Source organism: Pseudomonas sp. Irchel s3a18, assembly GCF_900187535.1.
In the GTDB taxonomy this organism is placed as follows: Bacteria; Pseudomonadota; Gammaproteobacteria; order Pseudomonadales; family Pseudomonadaceae; genus Aquipseudomonas.
In genome coordinates, this window is record NZ_FYDV01000017.1 from 17,182 (window position 1) to 38,804 (window position 21,623).

Here is a 21,623-nt window from a genome sequence, read left to right on the forward strand (position 1 = left end):
GCCAGCCCATCCGCCAACAAAAGCGCAAGTTTATGCAAACACGCTGCGGTCCAGGACGACAGACTGAAGGCCATCTTCAGGAGTTACCGTCATGAACCTCTCGCTCTACCTGCTGACCGTGCTGATCTGGGGCACCACCTGGATTGCCTTGAAACTGCAATTGGGGGAGGTGGCCATTGCAGTGTCCATTGTCTACCGCTTCGGCCTGGCGGCGCTGGTGTTGTTCGTGATGCTCCTGCTGAGTCGCAAGCTGCAGGTGATGAATCGGCGTGGGCACCTGATCTGCGTGGCTCAGGGCTTGTGCCTGTTCTGCATTAACTTCATGTGTTTTCTCAGTGCCAGCCAGTGGATTCCCAGTGGCCTGGTCGCCGTTGTGTTTTCCACGGCTACGCTGTGGAATGCATTGAATTCACGGCTGTTCTTCGGCCAGAAAATTGCCCGTAATGTCCTGATGGGCGGGGCGCTGGGCCTGTGCGGGCTGGGCTTGCTGTTCTGGCCTGAGGTGGTCGGTCACACGGCCAGCCCGCAAACCCTGCTGGGGCTTGGCCTGGCATTGCTGGGTACCCTGTGTTTTTCGGCCGGCAACCTGCTGTCGAGCCTGCAACAGAAAGCTGGTCTCAAGCCTCTGACGACCAACGCCTGGGGGATGGCCTATGGCGCGGCGATGCTGTCGATGTATTGCCTGGTCAAAGGCATCCCTTTCGATATGGAATGGAATGCCCGTTACATCGGTTCGTTGTTGTACCTGGTCATTCCTGGGTCGGTCATCGGCTTCACGGCGTACCTGACCCTGGTCGGGCGCATGGGGCCGGAACGTGCGGCGTATTGTACGGTGCTGTTTCCAGTGGTGGCGCTGAATGTGTCGGCCTTCGTCGAGGGCTATCAGTGGACGGCCCCCGCTTTGGCAGGGCTGGTACTGGTGATGCTGGGGAACGTGTTGGTGTTCCGTAAACCCGGGACAAAGGTCAATCCGGTGACTACCCGATTGGCATGAGGCTGGACGCGGTCAGTTATCGTTGTCCAATGTCAGGTATATCAGTGCGGGAAACCTATATTCGATAACTACGCGCCCAGTCCCATCCAGACTTCGTGGCAGTGGAATGCGTCGCCAGGTTTCAGCCCTTCCACACCTGTGGGTTGACCAGGTCCTGCGGTCGCTCGCCCAACAGCGCGCTGCGCAAGTTGGTCAAGGCGCGGTTGGCCATGGCGTCGCGGGTTTCATGGGTGGCCGAGCCGATATGGGGCAAGGTCACGGCGTTCTTGAGCTGGAACAACGGCGACTCGGCCAGTGGCTCCTTCTCGTAGACATCCAGCCCCGCGCCGCGGATCCGATGGTTTTGCAAGGCCTCGATCAGTGCGGTTTCATCGACGACCGGGCCACGGGAGATGTTCACCAGGATGGCACTGGATTTCATCAACGCCAGTTCGCGGTGGCTGATCAGGTGTCTGGTTTTTTCACTCAGTGGCACCACCAGGCAAACGAAGTCGGCTTCGGCCAGCAGTTGGTCAAGGCTGCGAAACTGCGCGCCCAGTTCGTGTTCAAGCGCGCTTTTACGGCTGTTGCCGCTGTACAGGATCGGCATGTTGAAGCCCAGGCGACCGCGCCTGGCAATGGCGGCACCGATGTTGCCCATGCCGACAATGCCCAGGGTCTTGCCGTGCACGTCGCACCCAAATAGTGGGGCACCGACGCTGGCTTGCCATTGTCCGGACTTGGTCCAGGCATCCAGTTCGGCGACACGCCGGGCGCTGCTCATCAGCAGGGCGAACGCCAGGTCGGCGGTGCTTTCGGTCAGCACGTCCGGGGTGTTGGTGAGCATGATCCCGCGTTCGTTGAAGTAGGCCAGGTCATAGTTGTCGTAGCCGACCGACACACTGGACACCACTTCCAGTTGGCCGGCGTTTTCCAGTTGGGCACGACCGAGCTTGCGACCGACGCCGATCAAGCCGTGGGCGTGGGGCAAGGCTTCATTGAACTGTGCGCTGATGTCGCCCTGCTTGGGGTTGGGCACGATCACATTGAAGTCGTGTTGCAGGAACTCGACCATATCGGGCGAGATACGGCTGAAGGCAAGAACGGTCTTTTTCATCGCAGGAAAGCTCGTCAGGCGGAGGAGAATGCCAAGCAAGCTAACATCTTGAACGGGGGGAGTGCGAGGGCATCAACCTGATGCTCATCAGGCTGAACACCGAATGTGTGGCGAGGGGGCTTGCCCTAATGCCAGTCAGTTAAGTGAACGCCGACCCGCGTAGGAGCGAGCGCGCTCGCGATGGACGTTAACGATAACGCGCGTTTTCTGATTGAACGCGTTGCTCTTGAGTTCATCGCGAGCACTCGAGCGTCGACCGGCGGCTCCTAGTAAGTGCGACCTCATCTCTTTCACTGCTGGGCATTGGCGAATGCCCCTCGCCATACTGGATCGCATTCAGTTCGCGACGCGAACCCCACCCAGGCTGCCACTCAATTCATAGGCGGCCAGCTCCGACTGGTGGGCCGCCAGGATCTCCGGCAGCGAGCCGCGCAGGTATTCGACCCAGGTCTTGATCTTCGCATCCAGGTACTGGCGTGAAGGGTAAATGGCGTAGAGGTTCAGTTCTTGCGAGCGGTAGTTGGGCATGACCCGCACCAGAGTGCCGTTGCGCAGGCCTTCGATGGCGGCATAGACCGGCAGCACGCCGACGCCCATGCCGCTGATGATTGCGGTTTTCATGGCATCGGCCGAGTTCACCAGGAAGGGCGAGCTGTTGATGGTGACCATCTCCTGGCCTTCAGGGCCGTCGAACAACCACTTCTCCAGCGGAATCACCGGACTGACCAGGCGCAGGCAGGCATGGTTCAGCAGGTCGCTGGGTTTCTGTGCACAGCCGTTGGCTTTCACATAGGCCGGCGAGGCACAGACGATGCTGTAGGTGATCCCCAGGCGTTGCGAGACGAAGCCGGAGTCCGGCAGTTCACTGGCCAGCACGATGGAGACGTCGTAGCCCTCGTCCAGCAAGTCCGGGACGCGGTTGGCCAGGGTCAGGTCGAACGTGACATCGGGATGGGTCTTGCGATAGCGGGCGATCGCATCGATGACAAAGTGCTGACCGATCCCGGTCATGGTGTGCACTTTCAGTTGCCCGGCCGGGCGGGCATGGGCGTCGCTGGCCTCGGCTTCGGCTTCCTCGACATAGGCCAGGATCTGCTCGCAGCGCAGCAGGTAGCGTTTACCGGCTTCGGTCAGGGCGATGCGGCGGGTCGTGCGATTGAGCAAGCGGGTTTGCAGGTGGGCTTCCAGATTGGAGACCGCGCGCGAGACGTTGGCTGTCGTGGTATCAAGCTGCACGGCGGCGGCAGTAAAGCTACCGGCTTCGGCGACGCAGCTGAAGGCGCGCATGTTTTGCAAAGTGTCCATGGGGAGCTCTCGGGGGCGATGGCAAATTGTTACACGAAGTTGCAGCTTTTTTACAGGCGACTTAAGGAGGCCGCCAACGGATTATCTCGTTAACGGTAACAAAGATTCACAGGATTCCCGGCTTATCGCCGCACAGGGCCCCCCCTAGAATTGCGCCGATTGGAAATCTCCCCCTCCTCAGGAATTTGCAGCAGTGCCGCGTCGCATCAGCAGAGAGTTGAAGGCTCTCAGTGTTTGGGCTTTATCGTTAGCAATCAGCGGCTGCATCGCAACCGGAGGTATTGCCCCACAAGGCAAGGCACTCGATGCCAATACATTGGCCACCGACGAGGCCATTCAACGTGCGGCCAAGGACGCCCACTGGCCCACCGCGCAGTGGTGGCAAGCCTATGGCGATCCTCAGTTGAACGCCTGGGTCAAGCTTGCCGTACAGGGTAGCCCAAGCATCGCCATGGCGGTGGCGCGCGTGCGTCAGGCCCGGGCCATGGCCGGGGTGGTCGAGTCTGCCGAGTCGTTGCAGATCAATGGTGACGCAACCCTCAAGCGCCACAACTGGCCTACCGATCAGTTCTACGGTCCGGGTGAGCTGGCCAACACCACCACCTGGGACAACAACGCCGCGCTGGGTTTCAGTTATGCGCTGGACCTGTGGGGACGGGAAAGCAATGCCAGCGAGCGCGCAGTGGACATGGCCCACATGACTGCCGCGCAGGCGCGCATGGCGCAACTCGAACTGCAGAACAATGTCGTTCGTGCCTACATCCAACTGTCGCTGCATTACGCCCAGCGCGACATCGTCGCTGCGACCCTCGCCCAGCAACAGCAGATTCTGGACCTGGCGCAAAAGCGCCTGGACGGTGGCATCGGCACCCACTTCGAAGTCAGCCAGGCGCAAACCCCGCTGCCAGAAACCCACCGGCAACTGGATGCACTGGACGAGGAAATCGCCCTGGCCCGCAACCAGCTCGCCGCGCTCGCGGGCAAGGGGCCGGGGGAGGGCGCGCGCCTGCACCGGCCAAGCCTTTCGCTGGCTACGGCATTGAAGCTGCCCTCGGCCCTGCCGGCGCAATTGCTTGGCCAGCGCCCTGATGTGGTCGCCAGCCGCTGGCAGGTGGCGGCCCAGGCGCGCGGTATCGATGTGGCGCACGCCGGCTTCTACCCCAACGTCGATCTGGTCGGCAGCCTTGGCTACATGGCCACCGGCGGCGGGGCGCTGGAGTTCTTGACCGGCAAGAAGCTCAACTACAACGTAGGGCCGGCCATCTCCTTGCCGATCTTCGATGGCGGCCGGTTGCGCTCGCAACTGGGGGAAGCCTCGGCGGGCTATGACATGGCCGTGGCCCACTACAACCAGACCCTGGTCAATGCGCTCAAAAGCATCTCCGACCAATTGATCCGCCGTGAGTCCATGGACAAGCAGCAGGAGTTCGCGACCGAGTCGGTGGCGGCTGCGCAGAAAACCTACGACATCGCCATGGTCGCTTTTCAGCGTGGCCTTACCGATTACCTCAACGTGCTCAACGCCCAGACGCTGTTGTTCAAACAGCAGCAGGTGCAGCAACAGGTCCAGGCGGCGCGCTTGAGTGCCCACGCCGAACTGGTCACCGCACTGGGAGGCGGGTTGGGTGCCGGCCACGATGTGCCGGCCGATGGCAAAGTCCAGGCACCGAGTACTCCGGCCATTCTCTCTGCTCTCGATCACTGAACAGGACATCATGACTTCCTTGCCTGCACCGCTGCGCTGGCTGCATTCCCTTGAGTGGCGCCGTGGTTTTTATGAATGGGCACGCAGTGACGGCGTGACCTGGGTCTATATCTTCAAGGTACTGATCGCCGCCTTCCTGACTCTCTGGCTGGCCATGCGCCTGGAGTTGCCGCAACCGCGTACGGCGATGATCACCGTGTTCATCGTCATGCAGCCGCAGAGCGGCCAGGTGTTCGCCAAAAGTTTTTACCGCTTCCTCGGCACGCTGACGGGGTCCGCGGTAATGGTCGCGTTGATTGCTTTGTTCGCGCAAAACACCGAACTGTTTCTCGGCGCATTGGCGATCTGGGTGGGGATCTGCTCGGCCGGTGCCGCGCGTTATCGCAACTTCCGTGCCTACGGCTTTGTGCTGGCCGGCTACACGGCGGCAATGGTCGGCCTGCCGGCGTTGGCGCACCCGGACGGGGCGTTCATGGCCGCCGTCTGGCGGGTGCTGGAAATCTCCCTGGGGATTCTCTGCGCCACCCTGGTCAGCGCCGCGATCCTCCCGCAAACCGCCAGCGCCGCCATGCGCAACGCCTTGTACCAACGCTTCGGCGTGTTTGCGCTGTTCGTCACTGATGGCCTGCGGGGGCGTAGCCAGAGCGAGACCTTCGAGAGCCGCAATGTCGGCTTCATTGCCGAAGCCGTGGGCCTGGAAGGCCTGCGCAGCGTGACCGTATTCGAAGACCCGCACATGCGCCGACGCAACGGCCGGCTCAGTCGTCTGAACAGCGAATTCATGGGTATCACCACTCGCTTCAATGCGTTGCACCGGTTGCTTGAGCGCCTGCGCGGCAGCGCCGCCGATCATGTGGTGGCGGCCATCAAGCCGGGGTTGCAGGACCTGGCCGAGTTGCTCGACGGCTTCTCCGGCCGGGCACTGACCCATGCCGATGCAGCGCGCCTGGCGAGCCAACTGGCGGCCTACAAGGAGGGCCTGCCGGCGCGAGTGCGCAGCCTGCGAGCCAGCTTTCAGGAAGGTGTGCCCAGCGACGCCGATCTGTTGGATTTCCACACCGCGTACGAATTGCTCTATCGCTTCGTCGACGAGCTGCACAGTTATGCACAGACCCACGCCTCGTTGGCCGATCACAGCCACGAACGCGAGCAATGGGACGAACCCTTCACCCCGAAAACCAACTGGCTGGCCTCGGCCGCGTCGGGGCTTCGTGCCTCGTTCATTCTGATTGTGCTGGGCAGTTACTGGGTCGCCACCGCCTGGCCGAGCGGCGCCACCATGACCTTGATCGCGGCCGCCACGGTCGGCCTCTCGGCCGCCACACCCAACCCCAAGCGCATGGCCTTTCAGATGGCGTGCGGGACGTTGCTCGGTGCGCTGATCGGCTTCGTCGAGATGTTTTTCATCTTCCCCTGGATCGACGGTTTTCCATTGCTCTGCGTGATGTTGGCACCGGTGATCGTACTCGGTTCGTTCCTCTCTTCGCGGCCGCAATACGCCGGTGTGGGCCTGGGCTTGCTGATCTTTTTCAGCACTGGTTCGGTGCCCGATAACCTGACGGTCTACAACCCCTACACCTTTATCAACGACTACATCGCCATGGTCATGGGCATGCTGGTGTGTGCGGCGGCCGGGGCGATCATCCTGCCACCCAACAGTCGCTGGTTGTGGCGACGGCTGGAGCAGGATCTGCGCGCTCAGGTGGTGTATGCCATCAGCGGCAAGCTCAAGGGGCTGGCGTCGGGGTTTGAAAGCAGCACCCGGGACCTGTTGCACCAGGCCTATGGCCTGGCAGTCGGGCAACCTCAGGTCCAGCGCCACTTGTTGCGCTGGATGTTCGTGGTGCTGGAGGTCGGTCACGCGATCATCGAGTTGCGCAAGGAGCAGGCGATCTTGCCGGTGCACCCGGCGTATGCCGAGTCCCAGCCCTGGCGCCAGGCAATCCGCGTTATGGGGCGGGCGTTGGTGCGGCTGTTTCTGCAACCGGGCCACAGCAATCTGGAGCGTGCACTGATTGCCGTCGACCACGCCATCAGCCGGGTGCAGGCCACCGACGAACCGTTCGCCCCGCACTTCGATACCTCGGCCTTGCGCCGGGTGAAGAGTTACCTGCATTTCATCCGTACTTCGTTGCTTGACCCGCAATCGCCACTGGCGGCCCTGGCCGCCCCGCAAGGACCTGACCATGCCTCGTGAAATCGCCTTCCACGGCGTGTACATGCCGACCATGACCCTGATGTTTTTCATCGCCGCCGCATTGGCTTGGGCGCTGGATCGGTTTTTGTCCGGGTTCGATCTGTATCGCTTCTTCTGGCACCCGGCCCTGTTGCGCCTGAGCCTGTTCATTTGCCTGTTCGGCGCCCTGGCGCTGACTGTCTACCAGTGAGACCGTTTCGATGAAAAAACTCTTCAGTCTGCTCGCGACCTTGTTGGTGCTGGCCCTCGCGATGTGGATCGGCCGGACCCTCTGGGTGCATTACATGAACACTCCCTGGACCCGCGATGGGCGGGTACGCGCGGACATCATCAACGTGGCCGCCGACGTCAGCGGTGAAGTGGTCGATGTGCCGGTGCGCGACAACCAACAGGTCAAGAAGGGCGATGTGCTGATGCAGATCGACCCCGAGCACTACCTGATCGCGGTCAAGCAGGCGCAGTCGCTGGTGGCGTCACGCAAGGCCACCTGGGAGATGCGCAAGGTCAATGCACACCGCCGCGCCGATCTAGACAACCTGGTGATCTCCCGGGAAAACCGTGACGACGCCAGCAACATTGCCGACTCGGCCCTGGCCGATTACCAACACGCCCAGGCGCAACTCGAGGCGGCGCAACTGAACCTCAAGCGCACCCAGGTGCTGGCGGCCGTGGACGGTTATGTCACCAACCTCAACGTCCATCGCGGTGACTACGCGCGTATCGGTGAAGCGAAAATGGCCGTGGTTGACATGAATTCGTTCTGGGTCTACGGCTTCTTCGAAGAAACCAAACTGCCCCGGGTGCGGGTGGGCGATCAGGCCGACATGCAGTTGATGAGCGGCGAAGTGCTCAAGGGGCATGTGGAGAGTGTTTCGCGCGGCATCTACGACCGGGATAACCCTGAAAGCCGCGAGCTGATCGCGGATGTGAACCCGACCTTCAACTGGGTGCGCCTGGCCCAACGGGTGCCGGTGCGGATTCACATCGATCACGTGCCGGAAGGTGTGCTGCTGGCAGCGGGGATTACCTGTACGGTGGTGGTGAAACAACCGCCACAATAGCCTTAGCGACAGAGGCATATTGTGGCGAGGGAGCTGGCTCCCGCTGGGGGGCGTAGCATCCCCAAAATAGCTGCATCACACTATCGTCAGGCAGTGCGGAGATTGAGATTTACGATGGCGTTGTCCGAACGCGGATCGGCCGACGGGAGCAGGCTCCCTCGCCACAAAAGCAATCTTGCTCAAGCCTGGCAATACGTCTCATGCAAATGCCGCCATAGCATGTCACCTGACGGCCCCTTCTCAATCACCGCCGTCGCCCGGCGATCGGTCAGCACACCACGATCATCGGATTGCCGTTCGCGGTAGCTGACCGTGGCACCGCCTGGGTGTTGGTCGATTCCCCTCAGTTCGCTCAGGCTGATGCGCAGGCCCGGGCGAGCGCCGCCGAGTGTATCGAACAGCTGGTTCAAGGCCGGGGCATCCAGGGCATTGCCATTGGGCACGATCATCGAGAACTGCGGTGAAAAGCGTGTCAACAGGCGTGTCAGCACCTCTCTATTGCCTGTGCCGCTGAACCATTGCTCGATATCGATGTGGGTCTGGATCACTTCATTGAAGTATTCGCGGTAGTCCTTCATGGGTTTTTCTCCTTGGCAGATTGAGGGGTAAGGTGAGCCAGCAAGGCTGTTGTGTCCAGGTGCAGGACCGCGGGCAAGGGCAGTAGCGTCAGGATTGCGGCGAGCAGAAAGCACAGGGCGAACGCAGCGGGTGAGAAGGGGCCAAGCACGCTGAGCACGGAACTCAGGAACGCTGCGCCGAGACAGAAGCTCAGCTGTCGATTGATGTTCCACAGGGCGCTGGCATGGCCCATGTGCGAGGCGCGAGTGTCGAGAAAGGCCAGGGTTTGTGCCGTGCTGCTGCACAGGCTGCCGCCCAGACCCATCAGGGCATAGGCAAGGATCGGCAACACCCCCCCGGGGCCTTCGATCAGGGCTAGCAAGGCGATGCCCAACCCTTGCAGCACCATGCCGCCGACCAGCAAAGGTTTAGGTCCCAGGCGCTGGAACACACGCTTGCCCAGGGTGATGGCAAGTCCCGATGCCACGGCCCAAGGCAGCATGAGCGCCCCGGTCATTGCGGGGCTGAATCCACGGTCGTGCAAATACAGCACAGCGATCAGGCTGGTGCCAATGAATACGCCAGGGACAAACAGGTAGACCACCATCGCTACACGCAACCACTGGCCTTTGAGCAGTTGCAGGTCTAGGAGTGGCGCTGGTTTTCTCCAGCCATCACGTACATACAGCCATCCCAGCACGGTACTGAGTCCCAACATCCCCAAGCCCGCAATGCGCTGTTCGCTTTCGCTCAACAGGCTCAATGCAACCAGCAACAGGTTGATGGTCGTAGCACCCAACACTAGACCTCGACCGTCCAGCGTGGTGCGCTGCGGTAATGGCTCGTCGGTTCTCAGCCAAAAGATCGCGAGCGCCAACGTCAGCAACGCCAGCGGTAGGTTGGCGTAGTAGATCCAGCGCCAGGACAGTGTCTGCACCACCAGCCCGCCTGCCGCAGGCGACAGTGCCGGCACCAACAGGGCGACCAGCATCACCATGGCGGTCAGGTGACTGCGCTCGGCGACCGGACAGTGTCGATAGGCGAGGGCTTGACCCACCGGGATCAGCAACCCGCCGCCGAGTCCTTGCAGCAGTCGCCAACCGATCAGCGCCTCGATCGAAGCCGCCTGCGCCGCCAGCCACGAAGCGCTGCCGAACACCATCAGTGAACCGAGGATCAAGCGTCGCTCACCGACCCTGGCCGCCAGCCACACACTCAGTGGAATGATCAAGGTCAAACCGAGCATGTAGGCGTTACTGATCCACGCCAGTTGCGTGACCGAGGCGTGCAGCTCCAGGGCGATGTTCGGAAGAGCGATGTTGCTGGCGAACATGTTCAGCAGGTCGAGGGCAAAGCCCAGCAGGTACACAAGGGTGATTTTCGAGCGATAGGCCATGGCAGCCTCCGGGTAGACAGAGGCGCAGAGTAGAGCGTTCATCGGGTTGGAAAAACGTCGTCCCGGCTGTTAGTTTGTCAAAAATATTTTGACAAAGGATCACTGCACTATGGTCAGCCTGGACCGTTTCGACACCTTCAAGGCCGTGGTCGAAGCCGGATCGTTGACGGCCGCGGCAGACTTGCTGGGCCAGACCCGCGCGGTGGTCAGTTTCAACCTCAAGCGCCTGGAGTCTGAGCTGGGCGTCACCTTACTGACGCGCAACACCCGCCAATTGGCGTTGACCGATGCCGGCGAGCGGTTTTATCAGCGCTGCCTGCGCACCCTTGATGAAGCGCAACTGGCCATTGAAGAGGCCCGCTCGGAGCACACTCAGCTCAAGGGCACCCTGCGCCTGACCACCACGGTCGAATACGCCTTGGCCAAGGTGGTGCCGGCGTTGCAGGCGTTTGCTGCCTTGCACCCTGACCTGAATGTCCACTTGTCCACGTCATCGACACACGCCGACCTGATCTCCGAGCGCTTTGACCTGGCCATTCGCCTGGGGCGCATGCTCGACTCCAACCTGAGGGCGGTGCAGCTCTCGACCTTCGAGATTTTCGCCGTGGCAGCGCCGGCGCTGATTGCCCGGCATGCCGAAGTCGTGACGCTGGCGGATCTGGAGCGGCTCCCCATGTTGGGGCATGCGCGGGTGACGGAGCTGAGCGTGACGGATGCCTCGGGTAGTGAGCGGCTGTACCTGCCGGGGCCCGATAACACCACGATAGTGACCGACAGCGCCGCCACCTTGCGCGCGTTCGCCCTGTCCGGGCATGGCGTGGCCATCCTGCCGCAGTGGTTGATTCAGGACGACCTCGATGGCGGGCGCCTGACGCGGTTGCTGCCAGATCATCACTTCACCCGGCAAGGGGTCTACGCGTTATATCCGGATACCCGGCATTTGCCACTCAAGGTGCGGGCGTTCATTGATTTCATGAAGGGCCGGCAAGTGGGTTGAACAACCTGGCGCTTTCGCGGCCTCAGAGCTGTTCACGCAAGCCAAAGCGCTTCATCAACCCCGACTCCAGCAAGCCCTTGGGCAGCAACCCCGCGAGCAGCGGCAGTGCCCGGCTGCCATTGCCCAGGCGCAGCAAGCGCGGCGGTGTGTTCTGCTGCGCGGCCTTGATCAGTCCGGCAGCGAACTCGGCAGTTGGTGTCGGGTGGTCTTGGGACGCCCTGGCCCGGGCACGGATGCCTTCGCGCAGCGGCCACCACGGCGATTGCTCGCTGATCAGCTGTTCGGCTTCATGCCCGGCGTTCCTGGCGAAGCTGGACGCGATGGCGCCAGGTTGAACTTCCATCACCCGAATGCCGAACGGCGCCAACTCCATACGCAGGGCATCGCTCAAGGCATGCACCGCGGCCTTGGAGGCGCAGTAGGCGCCCGCGAACGGCGTCACCAGCACGCCGGACACACTGCCGATGTTCACCACCAGGCCTTTGCTGCGGCGCAGCACCGGGAACAGCGCCCGGGTCACGCCGACCACGGCGAATACGTTGGTTTCGAACTGGCGTTGCAGGGCCGGCACCCCACCATCGAGCAACGGCCCCATAGCGCCATAACCGGCATTGTTGATCAGCACATCGAGGCCGCCATGCTGCTGGTTGATGCGCTCGCTCAACTGTTCGAGAGCCGCACCGTCGTTGACGTCCAGTTGCACGGCGGTGAAGCCGGCCGCCGCCAGTGTCACCACGTCCTCGGTCTTGCGCGCACTGGCCCAGACCTCGAAACCGGCCGCCTTGAAGGCATCGGCCAGGGCGCGGCCAATGCCGCTGGAACAACCGGTAATCAACGCAACGGGCATGGCGCGGTCCTTGTGCAGCGAGAGGAATTGGGGAAATCAGTCGGAGAAACTACCTTGCAAACGCTCGGCGCGAAACTCCAGGGTTTGCGGGCGATAGCCGGGACGCAGCGGTGGCATCGGTAAACAGTCTTCCCAGCTCGCGCCGGCCTGCAATTCGCCTGGGCCTCGGTAGCGTGGCGCGGTGTATTGGTTATCGGCCAGATTGACCGTATCGCCCGGCGCATAAGCGGCGATCCGCCAGCGCAGTTCGGTCAGCGGCACATCGTTGCCGTTGTTCATTTTCAGCTGCAGCGGGCGATCCGCCGGGCAGTGCTCCGGTGCATAGGTGATACGCAACTCCAGGCGCGCCAGTTGTTGGGCCTCGCGGTTGTCCAGCCATACCACCCAGGCGGCCACCATGCCCAGCCCGAGCGCCGCCGCCAACGACACCGGCATGGCCTTGGCCGGGTAGCGCAGCAGCAGGACCAGCCAGGTAATGACCAGCAGAACGCCGATGAACATGGCGCGAAACCTCGAGTAGGGGATGGTCATCCTACCCACGCGCAATCGATATTGGCCATAAAAAAACGCCCTTTTCTTGCGAAAAGGGCGTTGATTGTTTCAGAGCAGTAGCGCTTATCAGGCGGTACTTCCGTCATACCGGTTGAGGATTCTCAATTGCTTGGGTGCCTCTGAGTAATATTGGATGTAACACCAACCATTGCCTGCAGTCACCATTTCGATCGGAGGGACATCTTGAGGCAGGACCGTTACCGGTACACGCGCTGCTGGCTGCCCAGTAAAGGTGGACGTTGCACGAATACCATACCGCCAGTAACTGGCCGATCCTCCCCACTCCTGAGGTCCAAACTTTTCAGTTATTTCCACTTTGTTATGCCCCAGAGACATCGGCAGCTCTGAAGAGCTGAAGTCCCACTCCTGTACCTTTAACCGCACTGCAAAGTCGCCATTTTTGCTGCTGCTGACGCAATCCAGCGTCCAACTGACTCCATCTGCCCCTATCTTTTGAGGAGCGTCCGGCCCAGGGCTCACAATGACCCCGAGATCCGCGGCTTCCTGGGTCAATTCCAGGGTCACGTGCTTGCCGAGCAATGGACTGTCGCTTTTAGGCCGCACAGTAAAGGTATGCGTAGCACCGAGGCAGGGATACGCCGGATCGCCTCCGAACACCTTGGGGAACCCATCAAAATCAACGTCCAAGGCTTCAGCGAAGTCTCCAGATTCCACCCGTCCCGGCAACTGCCAGTCCGGCAGTGCAGGGCTGGTCAGATTCAACCCGAAAAAGCCGCTGTCCTGCGCTTCGGAAAAAATCGACCAACGTACGGGTTTCCCTTCCTCTACCGGCTGTGGTGTTCCCAAGTCCGGAACACACTTCAGGTCCAATTCCGCCGCGCCCCACAGGTCATGCAGCGTGACACTGGAGCCAATCAACGGGCTGTCCCTGTTGACCCTGAGTTCCAGCTCATGGGGTTTGCCCCTTAACAAAACGAGATCGCCCTTGGCCAAATCAACCCGCTCACCGTCCAGATAAACCTCAGCCTGCTGCGCCCAGGCATCGTGCGACAAGGCGGTCACCTCGAAGAGCTGCGTCATGAGCACGCCCTGGTTAGCGCTGGTGATATCTGCCAGGACTTCGTGTTTGCCGGCGGTGTCAGGCGTATAGAGATAACGGGTCCAACCCTGCGGGTCGGTCTCGGTTGTCGCAATGACGTCCTGCTCCCCTCTGATGCGCCACTCAACCTTCACACCTTCGGCCACTTCACCGGTGTCGCCCGACCTGATCTGAACCCGCAACAGCACGCTCTGCTCTGTGCCCACCACGGGCTGGCCGAGTACCGGGCCGGCGTCGCCGACCCCGTAACGGGAATCGACTACGTTAAACGTACGGGGCTCCGTCCATTCAGAATGGTCACCGTCGTCTGTCTGCCTGGCTTGAATGGTGTACGTACCAAGGTTCCATCGCTCCGTGGCGCCCCAGCGCCACCTCTGCACGCCCGTGATGGTGGCAAACACTTCCTCTGGCTCATCCTCATGGCGCAGCTGAATCTGACCTCGAGTTTCACCACTGCCTGTGATCAAAGGTCTTCGTGAGATATCGTCGTGATTTTCTGGCGTTATGATCACGGGTGTTTTCGGCGGTTCTTTTACGATGAACGTATGGACCCCACTCCAGTCGGACTCGGGTCCACCACTCTTCTGTTTGACCTCAAGGTCATTCGAGCCGGGAGCCAAAGGCGTCACGACGGTGAACTCCAGAATCCCCTCAGCATCCGCAGGACCTGAATGCAACGTCTCGACTGAATCCTCAAGCCGTACGGTAATCTGCGCCAGGGGCAGACCTTTCACTCTGATAGTCGGACGCGTCGAGGTTCGGGTATAGGCCTGCGGCCGTTCGAATTGGGGCGCTTCGGGTTTATCCTCTTGCTCGACGGTGAAGGTGCATTCCTCGCTTGGATCGGACGCCACGCCGTTCACGGTTTGCACAACCTTGACCGTGTTGGTGCCTGGTGCCCATTCCTCTGTAGGGGTGAAGGTGCGGGTAGTCCCGGTGCCGCTGAAGTTTCCGGGGACCTTGGTGTCCGCCTCATTGAACATTTCCAAGGTGACGGTGCTGGAAGAGACGCCGGTAATGGTCAGTGCCTGGTTTGGTTCGGCCGGGTGGGATGGTTGAGTGATCGCGGGTTTCGCTGGTTTCACTGCAAACGTACACGGCACGCTTGGGTCGGACGGCATGCCGTTCACGGTTTGCACAACCTTGACCGTGTTGGTGCCTGGTGCCCATTCCTCAGTCGGGGTGAAGGTGCGGGTAGTCCCGGTGGTGCTGAAGGTGCCGGGGATCTTGGCACTCGCCGCATTGAACATCTCCAGGGTGACGGTGCCGGAAGAAACGCCGGTAATGGTCAGTATCTGATTTGCTGCGGTCGGGTTGGGTGGTGGGGTGATCGCCGGTTTGGGTGGTTTTACCGCAAACGTACACAGCTCGCTTGGGTCGGACGCCACTCCGCCTACGGTTTGCACAACCTTGACCGTGTTGGTGCCTGGTGCCCATTCCTCAGTCGGGGTGAAGGTGCGGGTAGTCCCGGTGGCGCTGAAAGTGCCAAGGACCTTGTCGCTCGCCTCATTGAACATATCCAAGGTGACGGTGCCAGAATAAACGCCGGTAATGGTCAGTATCTGATTTGCTGCGGTCGGGTTCGGTGGTGGGGTGATCGCCGGTTTGGGTGGTTTTACCGCAAACGTACACAGCTCGCTTGGGTCGGACGGCACGCCGCCTGCGTATTGCACAACCTTGACTGTGTTGGTGCCTGTCGCCCAGTTTGCAGTCGGGGTGAAGGTGCGGGTAGTCCCCGTGCCGCTGAAGTTGCCGGGTATCTGGAAGCTGTTCTTATTGAACATCACCAGGGTGACAGCGCCGGAATGAACACCGGTGATGGTCAGTTCCTGTTGCGCTGTGGCCGGGTTGGGTGGAGAGGAGATCGCCGGCTTGGGCGGTTGAACCCTGAAGTGGCGCACCACCGCGTCCGCCCCGGATGAATGCCCGTTCAGGGTCTGAACGGCATACATTCTGCATACCCCTGGGGGCAGGGGGGTGGTGACCCCCGTCCAGCTGCCGTCGGTCTGCACGCCCGTGGATAACACCTCATCCTCTCCGACCTTTAATGTCACCGTTGCTCCGACGAGCCCGGTACCCGTAGCGGTCGGCGTAGGGCCTGTGAGCTCCTCGTATGCAGGTTTGTCGATTACCGGATTGGGCAGTAATGCTACAAATGTGCATAACTCGCTTGGATCGGACGCCACGCCGTTCACGGTTTGCACAACCTTGACCATGTTGATGGGCGGTGCCCAGTTCGCAGTCGGCGTGAAGGTGCGGGTAGTCCCCGCAGTGCTGAAGTTGCCGACTACATCAGCGCCCATCTCATTGAGCATCTTCAGGGTGACGGTGCCGGAAGAAACGCCGGTAATGGTCAACACCTGTTTTGCTGCGGCCGGATTGGGTGGTGGAGTGATCACAGGTTTCGGTGGTTTCGCGGTAAACGTACACAACTCGCTTGGGTCGGACGCCACACCGCCCACGGTCTGGACAACCTTGATTGTGTTGGTGCCCGGTACCCAGTTTGCCGTCGGCGTGAAGCCGCGGGTAGTTCCGCCGATGCTGAAGTCGCCGGCTACATTCGCGTCCGCCTCAGTGAGTACTCTCAGGGTGACCGTGCCGGTAATAACGCCGGTAATAATCAATCCCTGTCTTGGTCCGGCCAGATTGGGTGGTCGAGAGATCGAAGGCTTGGGTGGTTTCGCGGTAAACGTACACAGCTCGCTCGGGTCGGACGCCACGCCGTTCACGGTTTGCACAACCTTGACCGTGTTGGTGCCTGGCGCCCAGTTCTCCGTCGGCGTGAAGGTGCGGGTAGTCCCGGTGGTGCTGAAGTTGCCGGCTACATTAGCGCCCGCCTTATTGAGCATCTTCAGAGTGACTGTGCCGGTATAAACGCCGGTAATGGTCAGTACCTGTTTTGCTGCGGCCGGGTTGGGGGGAGGAGAGATCGCCGGCTTGGGCGGTTTCACATTAAACGTTTTAACATCTGCCCAGTCTGACGATTTTCCGCTGGCCTTCCCAATCTGTTTTGCAGTAATAAAGTATTCTTTGACGGGCCACGCAATGAGGGAGGTAACCGTCCAGGTGCCATCCCTTTTCACATCCGTGAACAACTGAACACCGCCGCTGCCTCCTGACAGCCAGATTTCAAGTCTGGCGTCGGCTAATCCCCCCGATCCGCTAATGGTCGGTTTCATCGCGTTGACCGAGATAGATCCTATAACGGGTTTGAACAGCACGGCGGTAGGGACCGTGTCGGCCCAGTCGGACCAACGGTTATCTTTGCTCTGTCGTGCAGTGAAGTTAAATGGATCGGCCATCCACAGATCCACCCGCAGCTCGGGGATGCGCCAGTGGCCGTTATTCTGCACCGAAGTCTGTCCAAGCAATACTGTGCCAACACCTGCCTGATAGAGTTGGACTTGTGCCCCTGGTACCCCTGTGCCCGACACCGCTGGACGCTTGTTCCAGATCACCGAATTTTTCGCGGGCGACGAAATGGTCGGCTTTGCCAACGGCATAGTAAGCCATGGTGTTTCAGTCCAATTGCTCCAGAATCCCTGGAATCGATAGTCACATCTCATTCGAAATTGCCCAGGTTTAATGTCTCCTGGAGCAATCCAGAAACTAATTCGATCACCGCTGCCATGCCAGTAGTGAGGATCGGAGCTGCCCCAGACCTGGAGCCTCCATGAGCTGGCACCTTGGATTCCAGACGGCGTCTGTGCATTGACATGAAAACCGGTAGTGGGAATTTCTCCAGGAAAGCTGATACGAGGTCCAGGATTAAGCAGCGTGGAATACTCGTCGTTATTGTCGTCAATCATGTTATTCGCGCTCCATGTTACCCAGGGCCATCGCCCGGGTTTGTCCTAAAGCGACTTTTAACCTCTTTTTCAACGGTTGGAAACCTATCAGATATGATAGTTAGTGCGTGCGGTTAATCGTCGATTTTTCCGACAGGTGTGCTGACTAAAATGCCTTGCGCCGCTTGCTTGCGTCAGAAAATTTCCGCTTGAGCGTCTTGTTTATCGTAACCGCTGGCGGTAGTTACACCATGGTGCTTAAGGCGCAAGTGCATCCGCAGAGACATTGCGGACCCTCCTGAAAAAAGCAAAGAAATAGAAATAATTAGTGTTAATGAAAGTCTTTTAACCTGTCACTTTTGATAGGTTACATCTCCCCGCTTTATCGCTAGCTTTATCCTGCACGGGCACTCCAGCAAGAGGCCCCCTTTTATTTGGCAGGAGCTCCATTGATATGGAAGTCGAAAGCAACTCACTCATGAATGCGCTCGTACCGAGCGACGTTTCACCGAAAAAAGGTCGGGTCGATTTCGATACGGCCATGCAGAAAATGAGGTTCACCTCGGTCTTTGACATCATTCGCTTGCCCAAACCCGCTTTTGCCCGGCAGCTCGGCACGCACAGCGATGCCAACGCTGACCTGGCCTACGACAATGCCATGGCGTACGCGGCGCAGATTGCGCGTTTGTACCGCGAGTACAAAACCTCATCCGGCACATTCCAGCCATTGGCCCAGCGTAACGGCGTTCGCTCCCTTGTGTCGTTGGGGCCGACTTTTCCTAATCTGTTCAAGGAAAACTGGGACGAGTTCTGCAAGGTCGGGGCGATTGCCGCCATCGACTCACCGGTGGCCTACCTCAGCGCGCTGCGGGTGTTTATCCAGCAACTGGAAGCCACGGGCTCTGATCCCAATCGCATCTTGTTGGATAAACGCCGCCCTGACCTGAAGGATCTGCTGATCAACCACGACAGCACCTTCACCCCCAGGCCGATGCTGGAAATCGTCAACGATGTGCTGAGCCGTAATGTGCGCACTTATCTGGATGGGGTTCCGGCGGACAAGCCGAAGGCCATTAATCAGGTACTGGCTGATCGTCGCTACCCGTTCGAGTTGCCCTACAACTTCTATCACCATCAATGCCAGTTGGGGTTATCTGAGGACAAGCCGAGGCTGGGGGAGTTGAATTACCGGGCCAGTCTGTTGTTGCCGGTCGAACAGGCTGCGACGAACCACTATGGCGAAGTGCAAAAGCCGGTGCTGCAAGCACAACGGTTGTTGTCGGGGTTGAGTCCACAGCAACAGGCATTGCTGATCGAGCCGCCAGCCTTCAGCAATTTTTATATAACCCGAGATGATTTGATCAAGGGCTGGAAGAGCGCCGGCAGTACTTATCTCTGCCCTCACGTGCCATTGGGAACCTGTTTTTTACTGCCGTTACAGCAAGCAGACATTGGTACTGTTAACCCCCCAGCAGATATTCCTGGCTCAACAAGTGCAACGGCAAACCTTGCGCCCGTGACCTTTCGTAAGGTGGGGCAAACCAAGACCGAAACCGTGACTCTGAGACTGAACTCCGCTACACCTATCAACACCAGCAAATGGCGGCTTAATGGGTTGCACAATCCATCAATGTCTACCACTACCTCGTCCATCCAAGCCAATGCGGCGCTCCCCGAGCCCGCCGAAGAAGGGTATACCGCCACATTCAATCTGATCACCGCCACCAGAGTCGATGGCGTAACGTTGAGACTGGCCAAACAAACCTTCACCCTCACCCTGGATGAGCAGTACACCCTGACGCCAACGGACAAGGCCTTCTTCAAACGGTCTTACGGCGTCGAAATATCAGACGGCTCGCCGCTATGGCACATGGCGGACCTGAACGACTTCATGCAGCACACCGGCCTGCACGCCGAACAGGTCGAAATGCTCCTCTGCCAACGCACGTACGCGGTGCGATTGTCGCCCAACTGTCCCAGTAAAAACCTGCAACATGCCGGTGTGACAGTCCCGGGCGTTACCGGCAAGGTGTTGCCGTTTCCCCACGCGTCCCACTACGGCGCCTGTTACGTCAACGGCACCGGTACGGGGTCGGACCTGTACGACAGTCAGGTAGTACCGACTCCCGAGTCGATCATCCGTGATCAATTCGATAATTCCATGGGGCTGGAGCAGGTCGAACTGGGCGATACAAAATACTGGCACCTGACCAAAACCTCGCTCGATCGCTTTGATCGGCTGCAACGCATGGTCCGCCTGCAGCGCTGGACCGGCATTCCCTTTGCGAAACTGGACACCCTGATCATCTGTGCGATCCGCGCCGAGGGCGAAGCCAACCTGGGCATGGAACTCAATGAAAACACCTTGCGCGCGTTGGGGGTCTATCACCACCTGAACCAGCGCCATGGTATCGATGCGCAAGAGTTCGCGGCGCTGATGCACGACCTCACGCCCTATGCCAGTGGCAAGGATGAGATGCCGTTGTTCGATCAGGTGTTCAACCGAATACAACTGTTCGACACGCCCCTGATTCTCGATCAAACGCCGATCAACTTGACGGCCACTGATCCCGCCACGCAGAAAACCCTGCTGCAACTGTGTGCCGGACTCGGTCTGCAACCGACTGAAGAGTCCTTGCTGTTGATTGCCAGACAGACCGTAACACACGTGAAAGCACTCAAGCGTGACCTGCCTACTGTCTCGTCGATCTACCGCCAGGCCCGGATCGCGCAACTCTTCGGTCTTTCGGTCGCCGACCTGCTGACACTGGCGGGCTTGCTCGGTGGCCTGGGCTACAAACGTGCGCTGGCCAGCGGTCAGTTAAGCCCCCGAACAGCTGCTGGAACTCCGGACATCCTCGATGTGCTGATGCAACTGGACTGGGCAGTCGACTGGCTCAAGGACAGCCAGCAGACCGTCACGCAATTGCAGCAGCGGTTAGGGCCCAATGTGCCCTTGAAAGCTGCCGCAGGCATTGATAGGGCGCCGTCGATCGCTGCGTATGAATACCCACCGCTGTCTGATGTCCTGTTGACGCGCCTGAGCAAATTGCATGACGACACTAAACGTAGTGTGGTGACCGAGGAGCAGGTGGCGGCCCTTGGCCTGCCGGCTGAAACGGATATGCCAGGCACCCCGACCAAGCTTGTTTGGTTCGCGATCCTCAGAGGCGCACTGATCGACGGCAACGGACTGCTACTGGGGCTCGACGATGAGCTGACACGGGTCGATGAGGCACCTGTCTGGATCAGGGAGGAGGTAAAAAAACTGCTCGAACCGATCAAGCTCACATCGCCGGTGAAAGACGTGTGTGAAGAAAAGCTCGTCGAGTTGCTGCTCGGCGCCCACGACACGCAAGCGCAAGTGTTCGAAGTGCTGTTTCAGGAAACCGCCAAACTCTCGCCCGAGCTTACCGCCGCGGTCATTCACTGGGCGGGTGCCTCGTTCTACAGTCTTCTGCTGGAGACGCTCGAGGAGGAGGTCAGCCACGGGCTGATCGAGCATTTCCAGCGTGTATCGCAGCATGCCGAAATAGTCATCAACCTGCGTTTGAGCAACAGCGCATTGCGCCTGTTCCTGATCAACCCTCAGTGGCTGGGGGGGGATCAATACCCTGGAAGCAGTAGCGAACCCACGCTTGCCGAGCTCTACTTGTTAGAGCGCTTCAGCCATTGGCTCCACGACCAGCGCCAATCGGAAGACACCCTGTTGAGCTATTTCAGCCTCGCCAACCCGATCACGTCGAAATTGAAAAACAAGGCCCTGCGCCAGATCGCCAATGAGACGGCCAATAGCGCTTTGGCCCTGCTCCTGGAATGGCCTGAAGAAGAAATCGCGGTCTTGACCGACACCTTGCCCGAAAAGCGCGCCCGTTCGATGGCGCAAGTGGACTGGATACGTCGTTGCCAAGCGACCTGCCGGGCCAGCGGACTTTCTGCCAAGGCGCTGTTGCAAGCCACCGAACTGAATGACCAAAGCACGCTGGATGCCTGGAAAACGGTCGGTGACTCGGCCATGGCCACCCATCCTCGCGCTGACTTATTACCTGTGAATGGTTAAGGACTGA

At 60.0% G+C, this 21,623-nt stretch carries 14 protein-coding genes; 7 read left to right on the forward strand and 7 right to left on the reverse strand.

Annotated elements, in window-relative coordinates:
- Positions 1-91: 91 nt before the first annotated feature.
- Entirely contained in the window at positions 92-994 is a 903-nt protein-coding gene (locus CKW29_RS20395; protein ID WP_095148985.1) for a DMT family transporter, read from the forward strand.
- Positions 995-1,115: 121 nt separating this feature from the next.
- On the opposite strand, the gene CKW29_RS20400 is transcribed toward CKW29_RS20395, so the two are convergent.
- Positions 1,116-2,090: a D-glycerate dehydrogenase gene (locus tag CKW29_RS20400; protein WP_095144927.1), complete on the reverse strand. Its 975-nt coding sequence runs from the start codon at positions 2,088-2,090 to the stop codon at positions 1,116-1,118.
- Positions 2,091-2,426: 336 nt separating this feature from the next.
- Complete coding sequence (locus tag CKW29_RS20405) at positions 2,427-3,395, reverse strand: LysR family transcriptional regulator (RefSeq protein ID WP_095144926.1); 969 nt, start codon at positions 3,393-3,395, stop codon at positions 2,427-2,429.
- A gap of 193 nt (positions 3,396-3,588) precedes the next feature.
- Here CKW29_RS20405 and CKW29_RS20410 point away from each other — a divergent pair, with 193 nt between their 5' ends.
- Genes CKW29_RS20410 through CKW29_RS20425 form a run of 4 tightly spaced genes read left to right on the forward strand, consistent with a single transcriptional unit; the run spans position 3,589 to position 8,358 of the window.
- Complete coding sequence (locus CKW29_RS20410) at positions 3,589-5,100, forward strand: efflux transporter outer membrane subunit (RefSeq protein WP_095148986.1); 1,512 nt, start codon at positions 3,589-3,591, stop codon at positions 5,098-5,100.
- A 10-nt stretch (positions 5,101-5,110) separates the two neighbouring features.
- Entirely contained in the window at positions 5,111-7,297 is a 2,187-nt protein-coding gene (locus CKW29_RS20415; RefSeq protein WP_095148987.1) for an FUSC family protein, read from the forward strand.
- Positions 7,287-7,487, forward strand: coding sequence for a DUF1656 domain-containing protein (locus CKW29_RS20420; protein ID WP_095077709.1), 201 nt, complete (start codon positions 7,287-7,289; stop codon positions 7,485-7,487). The genes CKW29_RS20415 and CKW29_RS20420 overlap by 11 nt, the downstream gene beginning before the upstream one ends.
- Before the next feature lie 10 nt (positions 7,488-7,497).
- Entirely contained in the window at positions 7,498-8,358 is an 861-nt protein-coding gene (locus CKW29_RS20425) for an HlyD family secretion protein (RefSeq protein WP_095148988.1), read from the forward strand.
- Positions 8,359-8,537: 179 nt separating this feature from the next.
- Here the strand turns inward: CKW29_RS20425 and CKW29_RS20430 are convergent, their stop codons facing one another.
- Both CKW29_RS20430 and CKW29_RS20435 read right to left on the reverse strand, forming a co-directional pair.
- Positions 8,538-8,936 carry a DUF4440 domain-containing protein gene (locus CKW29_RS20430; protein WP_095148989.1) on the reverse strand — a complete coding sequence of 133 codons (399 nt, stop codon included), beginning with the start codon at positions 8,934-8,936 and terminating at the stop codon, positions 8,538-8,540.
- Positions 8,933-10,312 (reverse strand): MFS transporter, encoded by a 1,380-nt coding sequence (locus CKW29_RS20435; protein WP_095148990.1) that lies wholly within the window; start codon positions 10,310-10,312, stop codon positions 8,933-8,935. Before CKW29_RS20435 ends, CKW29_RS20430 begins: the two co-directional genes overlap by 4 nt.
- 109 nt (positions 10,313-10,421) lie before the next feature.
- Here CKW29_RS20435 and CKW29_RS20440 point away from each other — a divergent pair, with 109 nt between their 5' ends.
- A complete protein-coding gene (locus CKW29_RS20440; RefSeq protein ID WP_095148991.1) occupies positions 10,422-11,309 on the forward strand; it encodes a LysR family transcriptional regulator in 888 nt (295 codons plus the stop codon).
- Between the two features lie 22 nt (positions 11,310-11,331).
- Here the strand turns inward: CKW29_RS20440 and CKW29_RS20445 are convergent, their stop codons facing one another.
- The 3 genes from CKW29_RS20445 to CKW29_RS20455 all read right to left on the reverse strand — a co-directional run bounded on the left by CKW29_RS20445 (position 11,332) and on the right by CKW29_RS20455 (position 17,577).
- Positions 11,332-12,156 carry an SDR family oxidoreductase gene (locus CKW29_RS20445; RefSeq protein WP_095148992.1) on the reverse strand — a complete coding sequence of 275 codons (825 nt, stop codon included), beginning with the start codon at positions 12,154-12,156 and terminating at the stop codon, positions 11,332-11,334.
- 36 nt (positions 12,157-12,192) lie between these two features.
- Positions 12,193-12,657 (reverse strand): multidrug transporter, encoded by a 465-nt coding sequence (locus tag CKW29_RS20450; RefSeq protein WP_095148993.1) that lies wholly within the window; start codon positions 12,655-12,657, stop codon positions 12,193-12,195.
- Between the two features lie 117 nt (positions 12,658-12,774).
- Positions 12,775-17,577, reverse strand: a complete 4,803-nt coding sequence (locus CKW29_RS20455) for a hypothetical protein (protein WP_143496886.1) — start codon at positions 17,575-17,577, stop codon at positions 12,775-12,777.
- A gap of 457 nt (positions 17,578-18,034) precedes the next feature.
- On the opposite strand from CKW29_RS20455, the gene CKW29_RS20460 reads away from it, so the two are divergent.
- The gene (locus tag CKW29_RS20460) at positions 18,035-21,616 is read left to right on the forward strand and encodes a Tc toxin subunit A (protein ID WP_256584924.1); all 3,582 of its coding nucleotides are present in this window, start codon (positions 18,035-18,037) and stop codon (positions 21,614-21,616) included.
- Positions 21,617-21,623 lie beyond the last annotated feature (7 nt).